General features: G+C 70.0%; 18 protein-coding genes and 1 tRNA gene. 9 read left to right on the forward strand and 10 right to left on the reverse strand.

Annotated elements, in window-relative coordinates; translation table 11 throughout:
* Positions 1-24 precede the first annotated feature (24 nt).
* The 8 genes from CP968_RS14055 (at position 25) to CP968_RS14090 (ending at position 7,947) form a co-directional block, all read left to right on the forward strand.
* Positions 25-1,119 (forward strand): hypothetical protein, encoded by a 1,095-nt coding sequence (locus CP968_RS14055; protein WP_150518336.1) that lies wholly within the window; start codon positions 25-27, stop codon positions 1,117-1,119.
* Positions 1,116-2,216 (forward strand): hypothetical protein, encoded by a 1,101-nt coding sequence (locus CP968_RS14060; protein ID WP_150518337.1) that lies wholly within the window; start codon positions 1,116-1,118, stop codon positions 2,214-2,216. Before CP968_RS14055 ends, CP968_RS14060 begins: the two co-directional genes overlap by 4 nt.
* Positions 2,216-2,929 carry a hypothetical protein gene (locus CP968_RS14065; RefSeq protein WP_150518338.1) on the forward strand — a complete coding sequence of 238 codons (714 nt, stop codon included), beginning with the start codon at positions 2,216-2,218 and terminating at the stop codon, positions 2,927-2,929. The genes CP968_RS14060 and CP968_RS14065 overlap by 1 nt, the downstream gene beginning before the upstream one ends.
* A 34-nt stretch (positions 2,930-2,963) precedes the next feature.
* The gene (locus CP968_RS14070; protein WP_150518339.1) at positions 2,964-3,323 is read left to right on the forward strand and encodes an ATP-binding protein; all 360 of its coding nucleotides are present in this window, start codon (positions 2,964-2,966) and stop codon (positions 3,321-3,323) included.
* Positions 3,324-3,779: 456 nt separating this feature from the next.
* The gene (locus CP968_RS14075; RefSeq protein ID WP_150518340.1) at positions 3,780-4,691 is read left to right on the forward strand and encodes a peptidoglycan-binding protein; all 912 of its coding nucleotides are present in this window, start codon (positions 3,780-3,782) and stop codon (positions 4,689-4,691) included.
* Positions 4,692-4,730: 39 nt separating this feature from the next.
* On the forward strand, positions 4,731-5,024 hold the full coding sequence (locus CP968_RS14080; RefSeq protein WP_229886005.1) for a hypothetical protein: 294 nt from the start codon (positions 4,731-4,733) through the stop codon (positions 5,022-5,024).
* On the forward strand, positions 5,021-5,272 hold the full coding sequence (locus CP968_RS14085; RefSeq protein ID WP_150518341.1) for a hypothetical protein: 252 nt from the start codon (positions 5,021-5,023) through the stop codon (positions 5,270-5,272). Before CP968_RS14080 ends, CP968_RS14085 begins: the two co-directional genes overlap by 4 nt.
* Before the next feature lie 197 nt (positions 5,273-5,469).
* The gene (locus tag CP968_RS14090) at positions 5,470-7,947 is read left to right on the forward strand and encodes a YfhO family protein (RefSeq protein WP_229886006.1); all 2,478 of its coding nucleotides are present in this window, start codon (positions 5,470-5,472) and stop codon (positions 7,945-7,947) included.
* Positions 7,948-8,053: 106 nt separating this feature from the next.
* Here the strand turns inward: CP968_RS14090 and CP968_RS14095 are convergent, their stop codons facing one another.
* The 10 genes from CP968_RS14095 to CP968_RS14145 all read right to left on the reverse strand — a co-directional run bounded on the left by CP968_RS14095 (position 8,054) and on the right by CP968_RS14145 (position 21,398).
* Positions 8,054-11,953: a DNA-directed RNA polymerase subunit beta' gene (locus CP968_RS14095; protein WP_150518343.1), complete on the reverse strand. Its 3,900-nt coding sequence runs from the start codon at positions 11,951-11,953 to the stop codon at positions 8,054-8,056.
* A gap of 97 nt (positions 11,954-12,050) precedes the next feature.
* A complete protein-coding gene (gene rpoB, locus CP968_RS14100; RefSeq protein WP_150518344.1) occupies positions 12,051-15,533 on the reverse strand; it encodes a DNA-directed RNA polymerase subunit beta in 3,483 nt (1,160 codons plus the stop codon).
* 555 nt (positions 15,534-16,088) lie between these two features.
* Positions 16,089-16,472 carry a 50S ribosomal protein L7/L12 gene (rplL, locus tag CP968_RS14110; protein WP_150518345.1) on the reverse strand — a complete coding sequence of 128 codons (384 nt, stop codon included), beginning with the start codon at positions 16,470-16,472 and terminating at the stop codon, positions 16,089-16,091.
* Positions 16,473-16,582: 110 nt separating this feature from the next.
* Positions 16,583-17,113 (reverse strand): 50S ribosomal protein L10, encoded by a 531-nt coding sequence (rplJ, locus tag CP968_RS14115; protein WP_030710304.1) that lies wholly within the window; start codon positions 17,111-17,113, stop codon positions 16,583-16,585.
* A 307-nt stretch (positions 17,114-17,420) separates the two neighbouring features.
* Entirely contained in the window at positions 17,421-18,302 is an 882-nt protein-coding gene (locus tag CP968_RS14120) for an SCO4651 family lipoprotein (RefSeq protein WP_229886008.1), read from the reverse strand.
* Positions 18,303-18,484: 182 nt separating this feature from the next.
* On the reverse strand, positions 18,485-19,213 hold the full coding sequence (gene rplA / locus CP968_RS14125; protein WP_150518346.1) for a 50S ribosomal protein L1: 729 nt from the start codon (positions 19,211-19,213) through the stop codon (positions 18,485-18,487).
* Positions 19,214-19,301: 88 nt separating this feature from the next.
* Positions 19,302-19,736, reverse strand: coding sequence for a 50S ribosomal protein L11 (gene rplK, locus CP968_RS14130; RefSeq protein ID WP_150518347.1), 435 nt, complete (start codon positions 19,734-19,736; stop codon positions 19,302-19,304).
* 193 nt (positions 19,737-19,929) lie between these two features.
* Positions 19,930-20,853, reverse strand: coding sequence for a transcription termination/antitermination protein NusG (gene nusG / locus CP968_RS14135; RefSeq protein ID WP_150518348.1), 924 nt, complete (start codon positions 20,851-20,853; stop codon positions 19,930-19,932).
* Between the two features lie 84 nt (positions 20,854-20,937).
* Positions 20,938-21,219, reverse strand: coding sequence for a preprotein translocase subunit SecE (gene secE, locus CP968_RS14140; RefSeq protein WP_030298162.1), 282 nt, complete (start codon positions 21,217-21,219; stop codon positions 20,938-20,940).
* Between the two features lie 106 nt (positions 21,220-21,325).
* A tRNA-Trp gene (locus CP968_RS14145) sits at positions 21,326-21,398 on the reverse strand.
* 194 nt (positions 21,399-21,592) lie between these two features.
* Here CP968_RS14145 and CP968_RS14150 point away from each other — a divergent pair.
* Positions 21,593-22,819 (forward strand): pyridoxal phosphate-dependent aminotransferase, encoded by a 1,227-nt coding sequence (locus CP968_RS14150; RefSeq protein WP_150518349.1) that lies wholly within the window; start codon positions 21,593-21,595, stop codon positions 22,817-22,819.
* Positions 22,820-22,903: the final 84 nt, after the last annotated feature.

Genomic DNA, 22,903 nt, shown 5'->3' on the forward strand with positions numbered 1-22,903 from the left:
GAAGAACCTCCCGAGGAGAAGCACGTGAACCTCCGATCCGCCTGGCTCGCCGTGACCGGCCAGACCCGTTCCGACACCCGCGTCGCCCCGCTCGGCGCCCTCACCCCCGTATCCCCGGTCGCCAGCCGGTCCGGCATCATGCCGGGTTCGGCCGACGGCAAGCTGCGGATCTCCGGGTTCACGATGGCCGGCACCACCGCGATGGGCGCCACCGTCTACCCGGGCCGGGCCGTGGTCCAGGGCACCGACAGCCAGGGCGCCTACCCGGTCGCCCTCACCCAGAGCGTCGCGCTGACCTTCGCCGACGGCCACGGCACGTACGGCCGCATCGACCTCGTGGTCATCCGCGTCTACGACAACGAGTACGACGCCTCCGGCCGCACCGAGGCCGCCGTCGAGGTCGTCCGGGGCACCCCGTCCGCGACCCCCGCCGTCCCCGCGGCCCCGCCGCTCTCCCTCCCGCTGTACACGGTCGCCGTCCCGGCCGGCACCAGCGCGGGCACGGGCGGCATCAACTGGACCACCGCCCTCGTCGGCCTGCGGACGGCCACGGTCGCCGTCGGCGGCATCCTGCCCGTCACCACCGACACCGCGCTCGGCGCCTACCCGGGCCAGTACCGGGACATCGCCGGCGGCCTGGAGCGCTGGGACGGCACGGCCTGGCTGCCGTACCCGGCCAAGCCCGTCTGGCAGGACTGGACCCCGGTGTGGACCACGGCGACCGGCGCGGCCCTCCCGTCCTTCGGGGACGCGTCGATCACCGCCCGCTACATCCAGCAGGGCCCGACCGTGCACCTCGACTTCTCGATCACCTTCGGCGCGTCCACGAACTTCGGGCCCGGCGCGTCCGTCTCCGACAACTGGCGCTTCACCCTGCCCGTGAAGGCGGCGTCGCTGACCCGCTGCATCGGGTTCGCCGAGCTGAACGCCACCACCGTGAACCGGGCGGTCGCGCGGATGCGGCTGACCTCCACCTCCTTCTTCGAGCTGGAGCTCTCCTCCGGCATGCCCGGCGCCGTGCCGGTCAGCGCCTCCGGCCTCACCGACGCCCTCACCCCCTGGACCTGGGCCGCCGGCCACACCATCAGCGGCTCCGGGACCTACGAGGCCGCCAAGTGAGCGCCCACACCCCGTACCGCGCGATCTTCTGCGACGTACGCACCGACCGGACCATCGACATCCTGCCTCTGCGGGACGTCTCCATCGACGACTACATCGGCAAGCCCGGCGCCCTGTCCGGCACGATCCCGATCCCCGACAGCGCCATCGCGGCGCGCGTCGCCCGCATCGAGGAGGGCCGGACCGCCGTCTACCTGGAACGCGGCGGCGACCTGTGGTGGGGCGGGATCATCTGGACCAGCACCCTGCAGAGCGACGGGCGCGGCGTGCTCTCGCTGAGCCTGCAGGCCGCGACCTTCGACTCGTACGCCACCCGCCGCCGCATCCGCGCGGACCTCGCGTTCCCGCCCACCGACCAGCTGGAGCTCGCCCGCGAACTCTGGCGGCACCTCCAGCGCGCGGAGGGCGGCGACATCGGTGTCACCTACGGCACCGAGAGCTCCGGCCGGCTGCAGTCGGCGTCCTGGCGGGACGGCGACGAGGTCCTCTACTCCGAGGCGATCGAGGGCCTGGCCGCGTCGGAGAACGGCTTCGAACAGCAGATCTCGGTCTTCCGCGACCCGGTCACCGGGAACCGCACCCGCCAGCTGCGCCTGGGCAGCCCGCGCATCCACACCGGCGTCACCGACCTCGTCCTGGACCGGCCGGGTGCGATCCTCTCGTACTCCTTCCCCCGCGACGCGACGCGCGGCGGCACCACCTCCCGGGCCCGCGGCGCCTCCGTCAACGCCAACCAGGCCGAGGAGTCCCGCCCGGTCTACTCGGACGAGCTGGTCGCCCAAGACCTGATCGACGGCGGCTGGCCCCGGATCGACCTGGCCTCGGACCACAACACGGTCGGCGACAAGGCCGCGCTCACCTCACTGGCCGCGGCCGAGCTGGCCCAGGCCCGGGGCGCCGTGGTCATCCCCGCGATCACCATCCGCCTCGGCGGCGTGGTGCCGCCGACGCTGCTCGGCCGCACCACCCGCATCCGCATCACCGACGAGTGGCACCCCGAGGGCCTCGACGCCCGCTACCGGATCATCGGCGCCAAGGTCACCCCGCCGGAGCGGGGCCGCCCGGACACCGCCGAGCTCTACCTGGAGGAGGTCTGATGCCCCAGCTGCCCGAGGACATCATCGATCGGCTGACCGCGATGGAGCGCCGCATCCAGCAGCTGTCCACCGCCGTCAACACCCGCCCGGCGCTCAACAACGTCTCCGGCGGCGAGGTCCGCATCACCGACGGCGGTTCGCTGTCGGTGGTCGAACCCGGCGGCACCAAGATCCTGGGCGTGGGCTTCTGGTCGACGACCGAGTACGGCATGGAGATCAAGCGGCAGAGCGGCAAGACCGCCCTGACCGTCCGCAACGTCACCGCCGGCGACTACGACCAGGCGGTCCGCGTCTTCGACGCCTACGCGCACGAGCTCTTCTCCGACGACGTCGTCAGGGGCGGCCTCGCCCGCCCCTGGCTGGCGATGCTGCCCCCGCAGGACACCGCCACCACCCGCTGGCCGCAGACCACCAGCACCGCCTGGACCACCGTCGCCCGCTCCTTCAACCCGCTGTGGCAGCCCCGGATGCGGCTCAACTTCCTCACCGCGGCCGCGGCCGGGGTCACCGGCCAGGTCCGGGTCCTCGTCGACGGGGTCCAGTGGGGCGACCCGGTCACCACACCGGCCGCCTTCGACCGCACCGCCCTCGTCGTCGAGGACCTCACCACCCGATTCGGCAGCCTGGTGAAGGTCGAGATCCAGGCCATGGTCACGGCCGGCACGGGGGCCGTGTTCGCACAGCCGCTGATGATGTACGGCACCCAGAGCTGACCCCCCACCCGACCCGAGAGGACCCCACCCACCCATGGACATCGACCCGAACCAGCCCTGGGGCATCGCCATCGACTACGCGGGCCGCGCCACCGTCACCGAGGCCGGCCACACCATCCACGTACGGGTCTACGACGCCGGGCTCGGCAGCAGCCAGGAACCGGACCCGGTCAACGGCTACCCGGCCGTCTACGTCACCGCCCAGTTCGCCGAGAACGGCGACCTCGGCTCCCAGCTGCGCGGCTCCGGCCAGGTCGTCCTGGAGCCGCCGGCCGACGGCCCGGTGACCCCCGACCCCACCGCGGTGGCCGAAGCGGTGGCCGCGTCCCTCACCGACTTCGCCCGCCGCACCACGGCCTACCGCACCCTCTGCACCACCTGGCCCACCCCCTGACACCCCCGCCCAGCCCCGCCGACGTTCGAGGCGCGGGCCGGGGCAGCGCCCGAACCCCGCGCAGCGACCCCCACCCAGCCCCGCCGACGTTCGAGGCGCGGGCCCGCACCCCCGCCTGGCCCGGCCGGCACGTGATGCCCGAGTCCACACCCCCCGGCCACGCCGCCGCTTGAGGCGCAGGCCGGGGCAGCGCCCCCACCCGGCCCCGCCGACACCCGAGGCGCAGGCCCGCACCCCCTCCAGCCCCGCCGGCGTTCGAGGCGCGGGCCCGGGCAGCGCCCGAAACCCGCGCAGCGGCCCCCACCCGCACACCCGCACCCCGGCCGAAGGCACACCAGCCCCGCCGGCGTTCGAGGCGCGGGCCCGCACCCGCACCCGCACCCCCACCGCCCCCACAGCCCCCACAGCCCCCGCCAAAGCCACCGGCTTCGCCCTGCCCGCCCGAAGGAGGCCCCCATGGCCACCCCCCTCACCCCCCCGACCCTGCTGGAAGCCCTCCGCGCCGAGGGCGTCAACGTCGTCGAACACCCCGGCTGGCGCACCCGCAACCGCAACCACAAGGGCCCCTGGGGCCCGGTCAACGGCGTCGTCATCCACCACACCGTCAGCTCCGGCAGCACCTCCAGCGTCGCCCTGTGCCGCGACGGCTACGCCGAACTGCCCGGCCCGCTCTGCCACGCGGTGATCGACAAGGCCGGCACCGTGCACCTGATCGGCCACGGCCGCACCAACCACGCCGGGCTCGGCGACGGCGCCGTACTCGACGCGGTCGTCGCCGAAGCCCCCCTCCCCGCCCCCCGCCGCAACGACACCGACGGCAACGCCCACTTCTACGGCTTCGAGTGCGTCAACCTCGGCGACGGCCGCGACCCCTGGCCCGCGGCCCAGCTCGACGCCATCGAGCGCGCCTCCGCCGCGCTGTGCCGCGCCCACGGCTGGCAGGCCGCCTCCGTCATCGGCCACAGGGAGTGGACCAACACCAAGGTGGACCCGCGCGGTTTCACCATGGAGTCCCTGCGCACCCGCATCGGCGCCCGCCTCTCCGGCACCCCCGCCGACGGCAACGGCAACGGCAGCACCGGCGGCGCCGACAACGGCAGCGACAACGGCACCGCCAAGGGCCGGGCCCCCTTCCCCGGCGCCGGCTTCTTCCGTTCCTCCCCCGTCTCCCCCCTCGTCACCGCCATGGGCCGCCGCCTCGTCGCCGAGGGCTGCTCCGCGTACGCCGTCGGCCCCGGCCCGCAGTGGTCGGAGGCCGACCGCCGCTCGTACGCGAAGTGGCAGCAGAAGCTCGGCTTCCGCGGCGCCGACGCCGACGGCTGGCCGGGCCGCACCTCCTGGGACGCCCTCAAGGTCCCCGCCAACTGAGCACACAGCACACAGCACCCCCCGAGAGAAGGTCTCCGCATGTCCGACGCGTCGAAACGCACCCTCCGCACACTTGTCCAGACGGCCCTCGCCCTGGCCGTCCTGCTGCCCGCCGTCATCGACGCGTCCGGCCTCCCCGCGACCCTCCCCTGGGTCGCCGGCGCCCTCGCCGCGGCCGGCGCGCTCACCCGTGTGATGGCCCTGCCGGGCGTCCAGGCAGTCCTGCCCGGCTGGCTCCGTACGGAGTGGCCGTACGACCGGGACCGCGACCTCCTCGCCCTCGCCACCCGCCCCGAAAGCGCCACCGGGAGCGAGGAGGGCGACCGCGCATGACGGACCCCGATCCGCTCTCCGTGGCGGTGGAACTGGAGCGCCTGCGCGGCACGATGGAGGCCGGCTTCGCCCGCGTCGACGGCTCGCTCGCCCTGCTCGTGCAGCGCAGTGACCAGACGGACCGGCAGCTGGCCGACCACGAGTCCCGCCTCGACTCCCTGGAACACGCCCGCTGGCCCCTGGCGAGCCTGACCGCCCTGGCCGGAGTCGCGGCGGTCATCATCACCGCCTGGCAGATGACCCGCTAGCCGGGCGCGGGGGTGCTGCCGGGGCCCACCGTCCCCGGCAGCACCCCACCCCCTCAACCCGACCGCACCGCACCGCGCCCACCACACCCACCGTCCCCGGCCTGCCCGACCACCCCCCGCCCCCGCCCTAAGCTGCCGACTGCCCCCGCGCCCCCCGCGCGAGACGCCGACCAGCAGGGAGCAGCACATTGGGCACCGTGGCCCCGGAGCCGACCAGCGTCGACGACGCCCCGCCCGCCGACCCGGACCGCCGGCCACCCGGCCGCACGCCCCGGCTGCGCGGCCTCCACGGCCCGCTGCTCGCCTTCCTCGTCACCTCGGGCGCGTTCTGCGCGGCCTGGGCCGCCCGCGGCGCCTACCCCTTCGGCAGCACCGGCCGCGCCGTCAACGACCAGGCCAACCAGTACGTCCCCTTCCACCGGGCCCTGTGGGACCTGGCCCACGGACAGGCCGCCGGCGACCTCCTCTTCACCTGGCGCGGCGGCTTCGGCCAGCAGTTCCTGTCCGACTACTCGACGTACCTCGGCAACCCGTTCTCCTGGCTCGTCGTCCTCGTCCCGCGCGCCCACGTCGACCTCGCCGTCTTCGCGCTCACCCCGCTCACCCTCGGCACCGCCGCCGCCCTCATGACCGCCTACCTCGGCCGGCTGCAGCCCGGCCCGTGGTGGCAGCGCGCGGTCCTCGGCTCCTGCTACGGCCTGTGCGGCTGGGCCCTCAGCGACGCCTCGTACATCCCGATGTGGCTGTGGGGCCTGGTCGCCCTCCCGCTGCTCGGCATCGCCGTGGAGTGGTGCGTCGAGGAACGCCGCTGGCCCGCCGCGGCCCTGCTCGTCGCCCTGGCCTGGTACGGCAACTTCTACACCGCCATGATGGCGACCATGGCCGCCGGCATCCTCCTCGCCGTGCGCCTCGCCACCCTCGACCTCACCCGGGCCCACCGGCTGCGCGCCGCCGGCCGGGCCGCTTCGGCAGCCGCGACCGGCGTCCTCCTGACCCTCCCGTTCCTGCTGCCGTCGTTCCTCTCCAGCGGCGCCGCGCAGCCCACCCGGGCGGCCTCGTTCGACCCCGTACGGATCGACGTCCTGCTGGCCGGCATGCTGCCCGCGACCCACCTGTGGGGCGGCCGCCCGCGCCTGTACGTGGCCTCGCTCGGCCTGATCCTCGCCGGCTCCTTCGTCCTCAACACGGCCGTCGCCCGGCGCACCCGCCTGGTGTGGACCGCGGCGCTCCTGCTCGTCCTCGCGTCCTTCCAGTTCCCGCCCACCCAGTACGCGTGGCACGGACTGGCCGTCCCCAACGGAAACCCGTACCGCGAGGCCTTCGTCTTCAGCGGCCTGCTGGTGATCGTCGCCTGGCTCTCGCTGGCCCACCGCCCGCGCCCGCTCCACCTCGCCCTGGCCGCCGCCCTGCTGGTGACGGCCGCCTTCGCGCTGCGCCGCACCGACGACTTCGGCGGCTGGACCTGGCCCGCCGTCCTGGGCGGCGGCGCGCTGTCACTGCTGGCGCTGGTGCTGCTGGGGCTCGGCGAACGGCGCCGGTACCTGGTCCCCGTGGCGGCCGTGCTGATGGTCGGCGTCGTCTTCGCCGAGTCCACCGCGGCCGCCGCCAACGCCGACGCCCGCCGCGCCCGCGAACGCTGGGCGAAGCCGGCCGCGACCTCCGGCCCGTCCATCGGCGCCCACTTCGCCGCCGTCCGCGCGGTGGACGGCTGGCCCGCGTACCGGACCGACTCCGGCGCGCCCCAGACCTCGTACAACGACGCGCTCGCCCTGCGCGCCGAGGGCCCGCAGTACTACAGCAGCTACCTCCCCGAGGCCACCTACCGCGCCCTCGAACCGCTCGGCTACGGCTACAAGAACGACGGCCGCACCTTCTTCGGCGCCGACAACCCGGTGCTCGACGCGATCTTCGCCATCGGCGCCCGCGTCCGCCCCGGCACCGCCCCGGGCACCTGGACCGGACAACGCTTCCCGGCCCCGCCCCTGGTCACCGTCCGCTCCGCCCCCCACACCTCGCCGAACCCGGCGGACAGCGTCTTCGCCCGCCAGGAGCAGGTCCTGGGCGCCACCGTCTACGCGGTCCCCCCGGTCACCCGCACCGCCACCCCCGCCGGCGCGGCCTACACCGCCCGCTGCACCCCCGGCACCGAGGCCTTCTGGTACTCCCCCGCCCTCACCGGCACCCTCACCGCCCCCGCCCCGGACCGGCCCCTGGCCGGCCCCGCCACCGGCGTGCTCCCCCTGGGCCCGGTCCCCGCCACGGGCCGCGTCGACGTCACCGTCCGCACCCGCGGCGCGGCCGCCGCCCCCCACCCCCTCGGCTGCCTCGACCGCGCCGCCCTCACCCGGGCCGTCACCGCCCTCACCGCCACGGGCGCCACCACCACGACCACCACCGGCCACAGCGTCGAGGCCGCCTTCCCCGCCACCGCCACCGGCACGGCCGTCATCGCCACCACCGCGGTCCCGGGCTGGCACTGCGACCACCCGCTGCGCCCCTTCCACGGCCTCCTCGCGGTAGCCCTCCCCCAGGGCACCACCCGCATCGCATGCACCTTCACCCCCCGCGGCCTCACCCCCGGCCTGGCCGGCGCCGCCCTGGCCGCCCTCCTCCTCACCACCACCGCCACCACACCCCACCTCCGCCGCCGCCGAGGGCGCACCGGCCCCGACTGACCGCCGCCCGCGGCCCCCCGGACCGGCGCCGTCGGCCGGAAACGGAGAAGCCCCCCGCCGCTCCTTTCGGAGCGGCGGGGGGCTTCCCGTCACGCGTTCACGAACCTCAGCCGTTGTACGGGCCGTAGTCGTAGTCCTCCAGCGGAACGGCCTGGCCGGAGCCGGTGCCGAAGGGCGAGTAGTCGATGTCGTCGTAGCCGACGGCCGAGTACATCGCGGCCTTCGCCTCCTCGGTGGGCTCCACTCGGATGTTGCGGTAGCGGGCGAGGCCCGTACCGGCCGGGATGAGCTTACCGATGATGACGTTCTCCTTGAGGCCGATCAGGGAGTCGGACTTGGCGTTGATCGCCGCGTCCGTCAGGACCCTGGTCGTCTCCTGGAAGGACGCCGCCGACAGCCACGACTCGGTCGCGAGCGAGGCCTTGGTGATACCCATCAGCTGCGGACGGCCGGAGGCGGGGTGACCGCCCTCGGTGACCACACGACGGTTCTCGGTCTCGAACTTCGACCGCTCGACCAGCTCGCCCGGCAGGAGCTCCGCGTCGCCGGACTCGATGATCGTCACGCGGCGCAGCATCTGCCGGATGATGATCTCGATGTGCTTGTCGTGGATCGACACGCCCTGCGAGTTGTAGACCTTCTGGACTTCGCCGACCAGGTGGACCTGGACGGCACGCTGACCGAGGATGCGCAGCACGTCGTGCGGGTTGGTGGCACCCATGGTGAGCTTCTGGCCCACCTCGACGTGGTCGCCCTCGTGCACGATGACCTTGGCGCGCTTCGAGATCGGGAACGCCGTCTCGTCGCTGCCGTCGTCGGGCGTGATGACGATCTTCTTCGTCTTCTCGGTCTCCTCGATCCGCACGCGGCCGGCGGCCTCGGAGATCGGGGCGACACCCTTCGGGGTACGGGCCTCGAAGAGCTCGACGACACGCGGCAGACCCTGCGTGATGTCGTCACCGGCCACACCACCGGTGTGGAAGGTACGCATCGTCAGCTGGGTACCGGGCTCACCGATGGACTGGGCGGCGATGATGCCGACCGCCTCACCGATGTCGACCAGCTTGCCGGTGGCGAGCGAGCGTCCGTAGCAGAAGGCACAGGTGCCGACCGCGGACTCGCAGGTCAGGACCGAGCGGGTCTTGACCTCCTCGACGCCGTTGGCGACCAGGGCGTCGATGAGCACGTCACCGAGGTCGACGTTGGCCGGCGCGATGACCTTGCCGTCGATGACGACGTCCTCGGCCAGCATGCGGGCGTAGATCGAGGTCTCGACGTCGTCGGCCTTGCGCAGCACGCCGTCCTCGCCGCGGACGGCGATCTTCAGCTTCAGGCCGCGCTCGGTGCCGCAGTCCTCCTCGCGGATGATCACGTCCTGCGAGACGTCCACCAGACGACGGGTCAGGTAACCCGAGTCGGCGGTACGCAGGGCGGTGTCCGCCAGACCCTTACGGGCACCGTGCGTGGAGATGAAGTACTCCAGAACGGTGAGGCCCTCGCGGAAGGACGCCTTGATCGGACGCGGGATGGTCTCGTTCTTCGCGTTCGACACCAGACCACGCATACCGGCGATCTGTCGCATCTGCATCATGTTTCCTCGGGCACCCGAGTCAACCATCATGAAGATGGGGTTGGTCTTGGGGAAGTTCGCGTTCATCGCCTCGGCAACCTCGTTGGTCGCCTTGGTCCAGATCGCGATGAGCTCCTGCGTGCGCTCGTCCTTGGTGATCAGACCGCGCTCGTACTGCTTCTGGACCTTCTCGTCCAGCTCCTCGTAGCCCTTGACGATGGCCTTCTTGGCCTCGGGCACGACGACGTCGGAGATGGCCACGGTGACGCCCGAACGGGTCGCCCAGTGGAAGCCGGCCGCCTTCAGGTTGTCGAGCGTCGCCGCCACGATGACCTTGGGGTAGCGCTCCGCCAGGTCGTTGACGATCTCGGAGAGCTGCTTCTTGCCCACCGAGTAGTCGACGAACGGGTAGTCCTCGGGCAGCAGCTCGTTGAAGAGCGCGCGGCCCAGGGTGGTCTTCAGCCGGAAGCTGTCGCCCGGCTGGAACTCCTGCTCGCCCTCCTCGGCGACCGGCGCCACCCAGCCGCGCGGCGGGATGGTGCCCACCGGGAAGCGGATGTCGACGGAGGACTGGAGCGCGAGCTCGCCGTTGTCGAACGCCATGGTCGCCTCGGCGGTCGAGCCGAACGCACGGCCCTCGCCCTTGACGTCACGGAGCTCGCCGTCGGTGGTCAGGAAGAACAGACCGAGGACCATGTCCTGGGTCGGCATCGTGACCGGACGGCCGTCGGCCGGCTTGAGGATGTTGTTCGAGGACAGCATCAGGATGCGGGCCTCGGCCTGCGCCTCCGCGGAGAGCGGCAGGTGCACGGCCATCTGGTCACCGTCGAAGTCCGCGTTGAACGCGGTGCAGACGAGCGGGTGGATCTGGATGGCCTTGCCCTCGACCAGCTGGGGCTCGAAGGCCTGGATGCCGAGGCGGTGCAGCGTGGGCGCACGGTTCAGCAGGACCGGGTGCTCGGCGATGACCTCTTCGAGCACGTCGTAGACGACCGTGCGGCCGCGCTCGACCATGCGCTTCGCCGACTTGATGTTCTGCGCGTGGTTCAGGTCCACCAGGCGCTTCATCACGAACGGCTTGAAGAGCTCCAGCGCCATGGCCTTGGGCAGGCCGCACTGGTGCAGCTTCAGCTGCGGGCCGACGACGATCACGGAACGCGCGGAGTAGTCCACGCGCTTGCCGAGGAGGTTCTGGCGGAATCGACCCTGCTTGCCCTTCAGCATGTCGCTGAGGGACTTCAGGGGACGGTTGCCGGGACCGGTCACCGGACGACCGCGACGACCGTTGTCGAAGAGGGCGTCCACGGCCTCCTGAAGCATGCGCTTCTCGTTGTTCACGATGATCTCGGGGGCACCGAGGTCCAGGAGGCGCTTCAGGCGGTTGTTGCGGTTGATCACGCGGCGGTACAGGTCGTTCAGGTCGGAGGTCGCGAAGCGGCCACCGTCCAGCTGCACCATCGGACGCAGGTCCGGCGGGATCACCGGCACGCAGTCCAGAACCATGCCCTTGGGCTTGTTGCTGGTCTGCAGGAACGCGGAGACGACCTTGAGGCGCTTGAGCGCACGGGTCTTCTTCTGGCCCTTGCCGGTACGGATGATCTCGCGGAGGCGCTCGGCCTCCTCCTCCAGGTCGAAGGACTCCAGACGCTTCTGCAGCGCGGCGGCGCCCATGCAGCCGTCGAAGTACGTGCCGAAGCGGTCACGCAGCTCGCGGTAGAGGAGCTCGTCGCCCTCCAGGTCCTGGACCTTGAGGTTCTTGAAGCGGGCCCACACCTCGTCGAGGCGGTCGATCTCGCGCTGGGCGCGGTCACGGAGCTGCTTCATCTCGCGCTCGGCGCCTTCGCGCACCTTGCGGCGCACGTCGGCCTTCGCGCCCTCGGCCTCCAGCTCGGCCAGGTCGGTCTCGAGCTTCTTGGCCCGGCCTTCGAGGTCCGCGTCGCGGCGGTTCTCGATCTGCTGGCGCTCGACGGAGACGTGCGCCTCCAGCGACGGGAGGTCGCGGGTGCGGCGCTCGTCGTCGACGAACGTGATCATGTACGCGGCGAAGTAGATGACCTTTTCGAGGTCCTTCGGCGCGAGGTCCAGCAGGTAGCCGAGGCGCGACGGGACGCCCTTGAAGTACCAGATGTGGGTGACGGGAGCGGCGAGCTCGATGTGGCCCATCCGCTCGCGGCGCACCTTGGCGCGCGTGACTTCGACGCCACAGCGCTCACAGATGATGCCCTTGAAGCGGACACGCTTGTACTTGCCGCAGTAGCACTCCCAGTCCCGGGTCGGACCGAAGATCTTCTCGCAGAAGAGTCCGTCCTTCTCGGGCTTGAGGGTGCGGTAGTTGATGGTCTCCGGCTTCTTGACCTCGCCGTGGGACCAGGTTCGGATGTCGTCCGCGGTGGCAAGGCCGATCCGCAGCTCGTCGAAGAAGTTGACGTCGAGCACTGTGCGTCAATCCCTCTTTCGGGGTCGAGTCTCAATCATGGTCTGAACGGTCCCGGGGATGACGGGGGGCTCTTGAGTGAGCCCCCCGTCAGGCCCGTCAGACCTCTTCGACGCTGCTCGGCTCACGCCGGGACAGGTCGATACCGAGCTCCTCCGCCGCGCGGAAGACGTCCTCGTCGGTGTCGCGCATCTCGATGGACATGCCGTCCGAGGACAGCACCTCCACGTTGAGGCAGAGCGACTGCATTTCCTTGATGAGCACCTTGAAGGACTCGGGAATGCCCGGTTCGGGGATGTTCTCGCCCTTGACGATGGCCTCGTAGACCTTCACGCGGCCGGTGACGTCGTCGGACTTGATGGTCAGCAGTTCCTGGAGGGCGTATGCGGCGCCGTAAGCCTCGAGCGCCCACACCTCCATCTCACCGAATCGCTGGCCACCGAACTGTGCCTTACCACCCAGCGGCTGCTGCGTGATCATCGAGTACGGACCGGTCGACCGCGCGTGGAGCTTGTCGTCGACCAGGTGGTGGAGCTTGAGGATGTACATGTACCCGATCGAGATCGGGTCCGGGAACGGCTCACCGGAGCGGCCGTCGAACAGACGCGCCTTGCCGGACGGGAGGACCAGGCGGTCGCCGTCGCGGTTCGGGATGGTGTGCTCGAACAGGCCGGCGAGCTCGTCCTCACGGGCACCGTCGAACACCGGGGTGGCGACGTTGGTACCGGGCTCGACCTTGTCGGCGCCGATGACCTTCAGCCGCTCGGCCCAGTCCTCGGCCAGGCCGGAGACGTCCCAGCCGCGGCTGGCGAGCCAGCCGAGGTGGATCTCCAGGACCTGTCCCGGGTTCATTCGGGACGGGACACCCAGCGGGTTGAGGATGATGTCGACCGGCGTGCCGTCTTCCAGGAAGGGCATGTCCTCGATCGGAAGGATCTTGGAGATGACGCCCTTGTTGCCGTGGCGGCCGGCGAGCTTGTCGCCGTCGGTGATCTTGCGCTTCTGGGCGACGTAGACGCGGACCAGCTGGTTCACGCCCGGAGGAAGCTCGTCGCCCTCCTCGCGGTCGAAGACGCGGACACCGATGACCTTGCCGATCTCACCGTGAGGGACCTTGAGCGAGGTGTCGCGCACCTCGCGGGCCTTCTCACCGAAGATCGCGCGGAGCAGGCGCTCCTCGGGGGTCAGCTCGGTCTCGCCCTTGGGCGTGACCTTGCCGACCAGGATGTCGCCGGCGACGACGTCCGCACCGATGCGGATGATGCCGCGCTCGTCGAGGTCGGCGAGGACCTCCTCGGAGACGTTCGGGATGTCCCGGGTGATCTCCTCGGGGCCCAGCTTGGTGTCACGGGCGTCGACCTCGTGCTCCTCGATGTGGATCGAGGAGAGGACGTCGTCCTGTACGAGGCGCTGCGACAGGATGATCGCGTCCTCGTAGTTGTGGCCTTCCCACGGCATGAACGCCACGAGCAGGTTCTTGCCGAGGGCCATTTCGCCCTCTTCGGTCGCGGGACCGTCGGCGAGGACCTGGGACTCGATGATCCGGTCGCCCTCGTTGACGATGACCTTCTGGTTGACCGAGGTGCCCTGGTTCGAGCGGGAGAACTTGGCGACGCGGTACGTGGTGTACGTGCCGTCGTCGTTGGCGACGGTGATGTAGTCGGCCGAGACCTCCTGGACCACACCGTCCTTCTCCGCGCGGATCGAGTCACCGGCGTCGACCGCACAGCGGTACTCCATGCCGGTGCCGACGAGCGGCGCCTCCGCCTTGATGAGCGGAACGGCCTGGCGCATCATGTTCGCGCCCATGAGGGCGCGGTTGGCGTCGTCGTGCTCCAGGAAGGGGATCATCGCGGTCGCGACGGACACCATCTGGCGCGGGGAGACGTCCATGTAGTCGACGTCGTCGCCGGCGATGTAGTCGATCTCGCCGCCACGGCGGCGGACCAGCACGCGGTTCTCGGTGAAGCGCATCTCGTCGTTCAGGCCGGCGTTGGCCTGGGCGATGACGAAGCGGTCTTCCTCGTCGGCGGTCAGGTAGTCGACGTCGTCCGTGACGACACCGTCGATGACCTTGCGGTACGGGGTCTCGACGAAGCCGAACGCGTTGACGCGGCCGTAGGAGGCGAGCGAGCCGATCAGACCGATGTTCGGGCCTTCGGGGGTCTCGATCGGACACATGCGGCCGTAGTGCGACGGGTGCACGTCACGGACCTCGAAGCCGGCCCGCTCACGGGACAGACCACCGGGACCCAGAGCCGAGAGACGACGCTTGTGCGTCAGACCCGACAGCGGGTTGTTCTGGTCCATGAACTGCGACAGCTGGCTGGTGCCGAAGAACTCCTTGATGGAGGCGACGACCGGCCGGATGTTGATCAGGGTCTGCGGCGTGATCGCCTCGACGTCCTGGGTCGTCATCCGCTCGCGGACGACGCGCTCCATACGAGCCAGACCCGTGCGGACCTGGTTCTGGATGAGCTCGCCGACGTTGCGCAGACGACGGTTGCCGAAGTGGTCGATGTCGTCGGTCTCGACGACGATCGAACGGCCGGACTCACCGGTGGTCTCGGTCTCGCCGGCGTGCAGCTTGACCAGGTACTTGATCGTCGCGATGACGTCGTCGGTGGTGAGCACCCCGGCGTCCAGCGGCTCGTCGGCGCCGAGCTTCTTGTTCACCTTGTAGCGGCCGACCTTGGCGAGGTCGTAGCGCTTGGGGTTGAAGTAGAGGTTCTCGAGCAGCGTCTGAGCGGCCTCGCGGGTCGGCGGTTCGCCCGGACGCAGCTTGCGGTAGATGTCGAGCAGCGCGTCGTCCTGACCCTGGGTGTGGTCCTTCTCCAGGGTGGCGCGCATGGACTCGTACTCGCCGAACTCCTCCAGGATCTGCTCGGTGGTCCAGCCGAGAGCCTTCAGGAGGACGGTGACGGACTGCTTGCGCTTGCGGTCGATGCGGACACCGACCATGTCGCGCTTGTCGATCTCCATCTCCAGCCAGGCACCCCGGGACGGGATGATCTTGGCGGAGAAGATGTCCTTGTCGGACGTCTTGTCGATCGAGGAGTCGAAGTAGACACCGGGGGAGCGGACAAGCTGCGACACGACGACACGCTCGGTGCCGTTGATGACGAAGGTGCCCTTGTTGGTCATGAGCGGGAAGTCGCCCATGAAGACCGTCTGAGACTTGATCTCTCCGGTCTCGTTGTTCGTGAACTCGGCCGTGACGAACAGCGGAGCCGCGTACGTGAAGTCGCGCTCCTTGCACTCGTCGACAGAGTTCTTCGCCGGCTCGAAACGGTGGTCGCGGAAGGTCAGCGACATCGACCCGGAGAAGTCCTCGATCGGCGAGATCTCCTCGAAGATCTCTTCCAGACCGGACTTGGTGGGGACGTCCTGTCCACTCTCAAGCGCCGACTCGACGCGAGACTTCCAGGCCGCGTTGCCGAGAAGCCAGTCAAAGCTCTCGGTCTGCAGCGCCAGGAGGTTCGGAACCTCGAGAGGCTCCTTGATCTTTGCAAAGGAGATGCGCAGCGGGGCGCTGCTGGCACCGTTGTTCGTATTGGTCGAGGCGTTGCGCGAGGCGGCCAAGAGGGGGTCCTTCCGAGGGCTCGGACTCACTACGCGCGTACCGGTCCCAGCAGACACAGAAGACGGCCGCTCCCGAACCGGCCGAAAGGACCAGGTCAGGACGATCAATCAGGTGTGCTCAAGCGTGGGCATGCCCCTGGCGACGGGCAGGGGGCAGCTAACAGGCAGCGCAAAGGGTCAGTGTAGCCACTTGGCTCACTGATGTCCAGACCAGGTTTCCGGAAACCGGCAACAGGCCTTCCCCTTGTAGTCCAACGCGTGCGGCCCTCGTACACAGAGCGCGTATCAGTACTGCCCTCTTCGTAGTCGATCCATGCCTCGGATCTCGGATCGGACCGGCCGAGGTGGCGACGGCTCTGAGAATTGCGCGCCGCGTCCCGTTCGTCAAGGCCCCCTGCTCCGTGCGGATCATCTTCGGACCCGGCCGCGGGGCAACGAAGATCACCCTACTCCCCAACGAGACCAGGGCAAATCAGGCACCCGGGGTACGCCAAAGGGCGACCACCCTTACGGGTGATCGCCCTTCGCCGGAGCCTCGCAGAGGCCCCGGAGGTGTTACTTGACCTCGACAGCCGCGCCGGCAGCCTTGAGGGACTCGGCAGCCTTGTCAGCGGCCTCCTTGGCGACCTTCTCCAGGACGGGCTTCGGGGCGCCGTCCACGAGGTCCTTGGCCTCCTTGAGGCCCAGGGAGGTGAGCTCGCGCACGACCTTGATGACCTGGATCTTCTTGTCGCCGGCACCGGTGAGGATGACGTCGAACTCGTCCTGCTCCTCCGGGGCGTCGGCAACGGCGCCCGGGCCGGCCGGACCGGCAACGGCGACGGCCGCGGCGGCGGTGACGTCGAACTTCTCCTCGAAGGCCTTCACGAACTCGGAGAGCTCGATGAGGGTCATGCCCTCGAACTGGGCGAGGAGGTCGTCCTGAGAGAGCTTCGCCATGATGGGCGATCCTTCCACTAATTCGGCAGGTGCCGGATGTATATAGAGGCGGGCGTAACGGCCCGCTACGACCCACGCACTAGGCGGCGTGGATCAGTGCGCGAGCCGAATTACTCGGCACCGCCCTGCTCGGCGAGCTTGACGCGAAGCGCTTCCGCGGTGCGGACGAACTTCGACGGCAGCGCCTGGAAGAGCGAGGCAGCCTGAGACTGCTTGCCCTTGAACGCGCCGGCCAGCTTGCTGAGCAGAACCTCGCGGGACTCGAGGTCCGCAAGCTTCTTGATCTCATCGGCGGTGAGCGCCTTGCCATCAAGGACACCCGCCTTGATGATGAGGTTGGGGTTGTCCTTGGCGAAGTCACGCAGGCTCTTCGCCGACTCCACCGGGTCACCGGTGATGAAGGCGACCGCGGTCGGACCAGCGAAGTGCTCGTCCAGCGCGGTGATCCCGGCCTGGTTGGCCGCAATCTTGGTCAGCGTGTTCTTCACCACGGCGTACTGGGCGTTCTCACCGAGCGAACGACGCAGCGTCTTGAGCTGCGCGACGGTGAGACCCCGGTACTCGGTCAGCACGGCGGCGTTCGAGCTCTGGAACTGGTCCGTGAGCTCGGCTACCGCGGCAGCCTTGTCGGGCCTTGCCATAGAGCGTCGGCCTCCTTCCGGGTGATGAGGACCGCTCAGAAGGGGCTGAACAAGACGAAACGCCCCGGCGCACGCGCACGGGGCGTAAGCTCGACCGAATCACTCCGGGAGCTTCTCCACGAACACCTGCGCAGGACGTCCGCAGTCAGCGGATCCTTCGGCCACCGCACCCTTGCGAGCACGGCAACGACCAGCGGTCTTTGGCTTCTCGGGAAGCGTACGTGAAACGCCCCAGCCGAGGCAAATCGCCTCCGGCTCCGGCGGGCGGCGGACGCCGGGGCCGCCCGCCCGCGGCCCGCGCGGAGGCTCAGGCGGCGCCGCCGCCGGAGTCCTTCATCGCGGCCCCGAGGTCGGTGACCTGGTCGGCGGGCGGCGCGGTGATCTCGACGGGCTGGTTGTAGCCCTTGAGCTTCATGGTCACGTCCGTGGCCCCCGCGGTGCCCTGGGCGCGCGAGCGGAGCTGCTTGGTGCGGCTGTTCTCGTCGATCCACAGGTCCAGGGTCATGGTGGTGACGCCGGCCTTCTCCAGCGACCGCAGCGTGGTCTCCTGGCGCTGGCGGGCCTCGGGGTCGGCCTTGGCGACGGCCTCCCGCATCTGGTCCAGCGTGACGGTGCCCGTGAGGTGCTGCGTCTTCTGGCCGTCGAGGACCTCCTCGCCGACGATCCTGACGTCCTTGGACTGGAGCAGCGCGTCCACCTTGTCGCCCGGGTTCTCGGCGCCCTTGGTGCTCTTGCCCAGTCCGTCCAGCTCCGCGCCGGCCTTGGGGTCCATGGCCTTCACGTCGAACTTGAGGTACTTGCCCGCGGAGCCGAGGTACATGATCCCGTCGACCAGGCGGATCTCGACCTGCTCCGGGCTCTCCGCCGAGGACATCTTCATGGCGAGCGCGGTCGACGGCTTCAGCCGCATCGAGACGTCTGCGGAGAACGCGCCCTCGGGGCTGGTGCCCGTCATCGCGTACTCCAGCGACGTGATGTCCGCCGCGGCCTTCTTCGTGCTCTCCAGCAGGGAGGCCGGGGTGGCCGCGGCCGCTCCCCGGGTCCCGGCCGCCGGCGCGGACGCCGAGGCCGAGGGCGCCCCCGCCGCGCCGGTCTCGTCCTTCTTGCCGTTCTCGCACGCCGTGGCGCCGCCCACCAGCAGTACGGCGGCCAACGCGGCGACAACGGTCTTCTTGCGGTACGCAGACACGGAGGTCCCCACCCCTTTTGATCGAAAGTTCACTCGACCCGACCTTACGTTTCGCCTCCGACAATGCGTACGGGGTTTCGGCCCGGGTGAGCGATATGTGGCGCGGAACACCGAAACGGGCCCCCCGCCGCCCGGTGAAGGGAGGCGAGGGGCCCGTTCAGCCGCTCGGTGAGCCGTCAGGCTCAGACCGCGGCCGGGTCTTCCTCGACGAGGAGGTTCCGGGTGCGGTTGGAGTCCAGCTGGATACCGGGGCCCATCGTGGTGCTCAGGGCGGCCTTCTTGATGTAGCGGCCCTTCGCGGCGGACGGCTTCAGACGCAGGATCTCGTCCAGGGCCGCGCCGTAGTTCTCGACCAGCTGCTCATCGGAGAAGGAGACCTTGCCGATGATGAAGTGCAGGTTCGAGTGCTTGTCGACGCGGAACTCGATCTTGCCACCCTTGATCTCGGTGACGGCCTTCGCGACGTCCATCGTGACGGTGCCGGTCTTCGGGTTCGGCATGAGGCCACGGGGACCGAGCACGCGGCCGAGGCGGCCGACCTTGCCCATGAGGTCCGGGGTGGCGACCACGGCGTCGAACTCGTTCAGGCGGTTGCCCTTGGCGATCTCGTTGATCAGCTCGTCGTCGCCGACGATGTCGGCGCCGGCGGCTTCCGCGGCTGCTGCACGGTCACCGGTCGCGAAGACCAGGACCCGGGCGGTCTTGCCGGTGCCGTGCGGGAGGTTCACGGTGCCGCGGACCATCTGGTCGGCCTTGCGCGGGTCGACACCCAGGCGGAAGGCGACCTCGACGGTGCTGTCGAACTTGGTCGTGGAGGTGTCCTTGGCGAGACGGACGGCCTCGAGCGGGGCGTACTGCTTCTCCCGGTCGACCTTGGCGTCCGCAGCGCGGAGAGTCTTGCTGCGCTTCACTTCTGCTCCTGTGTTGTGGCTTCAGGTGTGGAGTCGTGGTGCGGACCAGCGCTTGGTCCTACCACTGGTGGTGCTGGGGGTGGCTGGATCAGCCTTCGACCGTGATGCCCATCGAACGCGCGGTGCCGGAGATGATCTTCTCCGCGGCGTCGATGTCGTTGGCGTTCAGGTCGGGCATCTTCAGCTCGGCGATCTCGCGGACCTGGGCGCGCGTCAGCTTCGCGACCTTGGTCTTGTGCGGCTCGCCGGAGCCCTTCTCCACGCCCGCGTGCTTCAGGATGAGGCGCGCGGCCGGCGGAGTCTTGGTGATGAAGGTGAAGGAGCGGTCGTCGTAGACCGTGATCTCCACCGGCACGACCATGCCGCGCTGCGACTCGGTCGCGGCGTTGTAGGCCTTGCAGAACTCCATGATGTTGACGCCGTGCTGACCGAGCGCGGGGCCGACCGGCGGAGCCGGGTTGGCCGCACCGGCCTTGATCTGAAGCTTGATAAGCCCCGTGATCTTCTTCTTCTTGGGAGGCATTGCTCTCTCCGGGTCCTAGTGAGAGTTTTTCGCCGCCGTCCGGTCATCCGGATGGAGGCATACCGCACCACGATAACGGGTATGGGTGCGGGGCTGAAAACCGAGCAGGTCAGACCCCCCTTTACGGGCGGTCTGACCTGTCCGGAAGCTGTGGCTCAGAAGCCGTCGCCCACGCGAAGCGGAGCCGCGCGGGTCAGTTCTTCTGGATCTGGTCGAAGCTCAGCTCGACCGGGGTCTCGCGGCCGAAGATCTCGACGAGGCCCTTGACCTTCTTCGAGTCCGGGTTGATCTCGTTGATGGTCGCCTGGAGCGTGGCGAACGGGCCGTCGGTGACGGTGACCGAGTCGCCGACCTCGAAGTCCAGGACCTCGATGGTGCGCTTGACGGAGGGCGCGGGCAGACCGGCCTCTTCCGCGGCGGCCTTGGCGGCCTTCTCCTGCGCCTCGGGGGCGAGCATCTTGACGATCTCGTCCAGCGTCAGCGGGTACGGGTCGTACGCGTTGCCGACGAAGCCGGTGACACCGGGGGTGTTGCGGACGACGCCCCAGGACTCGTTCGTCAGATCCATGCGGACGAGAACGTAACCGGGCAGCTTGTTCTGCCGGACGTTCTTGCGCTCGCCGTTCTTGATCTGGACGATCTCTTCCTCGGGCACCTCGGCCTGGTAGATGAACTCCTCGACGTTCAGCGAGACGGCACGCTGCTCCAGGTTGGCCTTCACGCGCTTCTCGTAGCCGGCGTAGGTGTGGATCACGTACCACTCGCCGGGCAGGAGGCGCAGCTCCTCGCGGAGGGCCTGGATGGGGTCGACGGGCTCGGCCGGCTCTTCCTCGGCGGCCTCGTCGTCAGCCTCGACCTCGGCCGCGGCCTCGGTGTCGCCCTCGTCCTCGGCTTCGTCGGCGGCCGGCGCCTCCTCGGCGTCGTCCTCGACCTCGGCGTCAGCCTCGACCGCGTCCTCGTCCTCGACGTGCAGCGCGGCCTCCTCGGCCGGTGCACCCGCCTCGGCGTCGGCGAGTTCGACTTCGTCGGAGTCCGCGTCTGCGGCCTCGACGATGTCGAGCGCGTCCTCGACGGACTCGACGGAGTCGGGGCTCGCGTTCAGGTTCGGGTCAGACACGGTGGCTGCTTCTTCCTGGATACAAAAGGTGGTCGAACATGCGAAAACGGGCGGCACCCATCAAGGCGCCGCCCTCCGCGGGGATCAGCCGAAGACGAACTTGATGGCTTCCTGGAACCCATAGTCAATCACGGTCACCAGACCGATCATGATGACGACGAAGACAATCACCACGGTGGTGTACGTCGTGAGCTGGTTGCGAGTGGGCCATACAACCTTGCGGAGTTCCGCGACGATCTGACGGTAGAAGAGCGCGAGACGACCCAGGGGGCCCTTCTTGCCGCGCTTACCGCCCTTGCGGGCCTTCTTCTCGCGAGTGTCGTCCTCGGCGTCAGGCATGTCGATGGAGCCCAGGGCGTCCGTCACGTCTCTCACCTGAATCCGGGTCGTGGCCGTACCGCGCCCGGTTGCGCCGCACGGCACTGCATCGAAGTACGTACCTGCGCACACACGTCCGAGAAGGAGTGTGGAGCAGGGCCGGAGGGACTCGAACCCCCAACCGCTGGTTTTGGAGACCAGTGCTCTACCAATTGAGCTACGACCCTTTGCGTCCCCCAACCTACCGCATCCGGGCGAGTGCACGGAGTGCTCACGCTCTGGAGCGGCTGGCGAGGTCCAACGACAGGTGAGTGTACGTGAACCCGGCCCTGACGTCGAACAGAACCCCTCCGGACATCTCCGCGGTCCGGTGACTGAAACGGTGTGCGGCCCTTCTTGGCGGTCTGGGACGATTGGCCGCATGACCTCTGCAACGCCTTCCTCCGAGCGCCGGGTGTCCGCCCGTATCGGCGCCATTTCCGAGTCCGCCACCCTCGCCGTCGACGCCAAGGCCAAGGCCCTCAAGGCCGCCGGGCGCCCGGTGATCGGCTTCGGCGCGGGCGAGCCCGACTTCCCGACGCCGGACTACATCGTCGAGGCCGCGGTCGAGGCCTGCCGCAACCCCAAGTACCACCGCTACACGCCGGCGGGGGGTCTTCCGGAGCTGAAGGCCGCCATCGCCGCGAAGACGCTGCGCGACTCCGGCTACGAGGTCGACGCGTCGCAGGTCCTGGTGACCAACGGCGGCAAGCAGGCGATCTACGAGGCCTTCGCGGCCATCCTGGACCCGGGTGACGAGGTCATCGTCCCGGCTCCGTACTGGACCACCTACCCGGAGTCGATCCGCCTGGCGGGCGGTGTCCCGGTCGAGGTGGTGGCCGACGAGACCACCGGTTACCGGGTCTCCGTCGAGCAGCTGGAGGCCGCGCGCACCGAGCGCACCAAGGTCGTCCTCTTCGTCTCCCCGTCCAACCCGACCGGAGCCGTCTACTCCGAGGCCGACGCCGAGGCGATCGGCCGCTGGGCCGCCGCCAACGGCCTGTGGGTCCTCACCGACGAGATCTACGAGCACCTGGTCTACGGCGACGCCAAGTTCGTCTCGCTCCCGGCGATCGTCCCCGAGCTGGCCGACCGCTGCATCATCGTCAACGGCGTCGCCAAGACGTACGCCATGACCGGCTGGCGCGTGGGCTGGATCATCGGCCCGAAGGACGTGGTCAAGGCCGCCACCAACCTCCAGTCGCACGCCACCTCCAACGTCTCCAACGTGGCGCAGGTCGCCGCGCTGGCCGCCGTCTCCGGCAACCTGGACGCGGTGCACGAGATGCGCACCGCCTTCGACCGGCGCCGCCAGACGATCGTGCGGATGCTCAACGAGATCGACGGCGTCTTCTGCCCGACCCCCGAGGGCGCGTTCTACGCGTACCCCTCGGTCAAGGAGCTGCTCGGCAAGGAGATCCGCGGCAAGCGCCCGCAGACCTCGGTCGAGCTGGCCGCCCTGATCCTGGACGAGGCCGAGGTCGCGGTCGTCCCGGGCGAGGCCTTCGGCACCCCCGGCTACCTGCGCCTCTCGTACGCGCTGGGCGACGAGGACCTGGTGGAGGGCGTGTCCCGGCTCCAGAAGCTACTGGCGGAGGCCACGGCCTAGAGCGGCCCGGCGGTTCCCGAGTGGCGGCTCCCCCGCGGGGGAGCCGCCACTGCGCGTTCGGGGCCGCCGGCGGGCGCCGCGGTG

Source organism: Streptomyces subrutilus (assembly GCF_008704535.1).
Classification (GTDB): Bacteria; Actinomycetota; Actinomycetes; order Streptomycetales; family Streptomycetaceae; genus Streptomyces; species Streptomyces subrutilus.

Coding starts and splice junctions, on each gene's coding strand:
- CP968_RS14070 (WP_150518339.1), top strand. CDS start 2,964: ATGGACATCGACCCGAACCAGCCCTGGGGCATCGCCATCGACTACGCG.
- rplK (WP_150518347.1), bottom strand. CDS start 19,736: ATGCCTCCCAAGAAGAAGAAGATCACGGGGCTTATCAAGCTTCAGATC.
- CP968_RS14075 (WP_150518340.1), top strand. CDS start 3,780: ATGGCCACCCCCCTCACCCCCCCGACCCTGCTGGAAGCCCTCCGCGCC.
- rplL (WP_150518345.1), bottom strand. CDS start 16,472: ATGGCGAAGCTCTCTCAGGACGACCTCCTCGCCCAGTTCGAGGGCATG.
- rplJ (WP_030710304.1), bottom strand. CDS start 17,113: ATGGCAAGGCCCGACAAGGCTGCCGCGGTAGCCGAGCTCACGGACCAG.
- CP968_RS14085 (WP_150518341.1), top strand. CDS start 5,021: ATGACGGACCCCGATCCGCTCTCCGTGGCGGTGGAACTGGAGCGCCTG.
- CP968_RS14065 (WP_150518338.1), top strand. CDS start 2,216: ATGCCCCAGCTGCCCGAGGACATCATCGATCGGCTGACCGCGATGGAG.
- CP968_RS14150 (WP_150518349.1), top strand. CDS start 21,593: ATGACCTCTGCAACGCCTTCCTCCGAGCGCCGGGTGTCCGCCCGTATC.
- CP968_RS14080 (WP_229886005.1), top strand. CDS start 4,731: ATGTCCGACGCGTCGAAACGCACCCTCCGCACACTTGTCCAGACGGCC.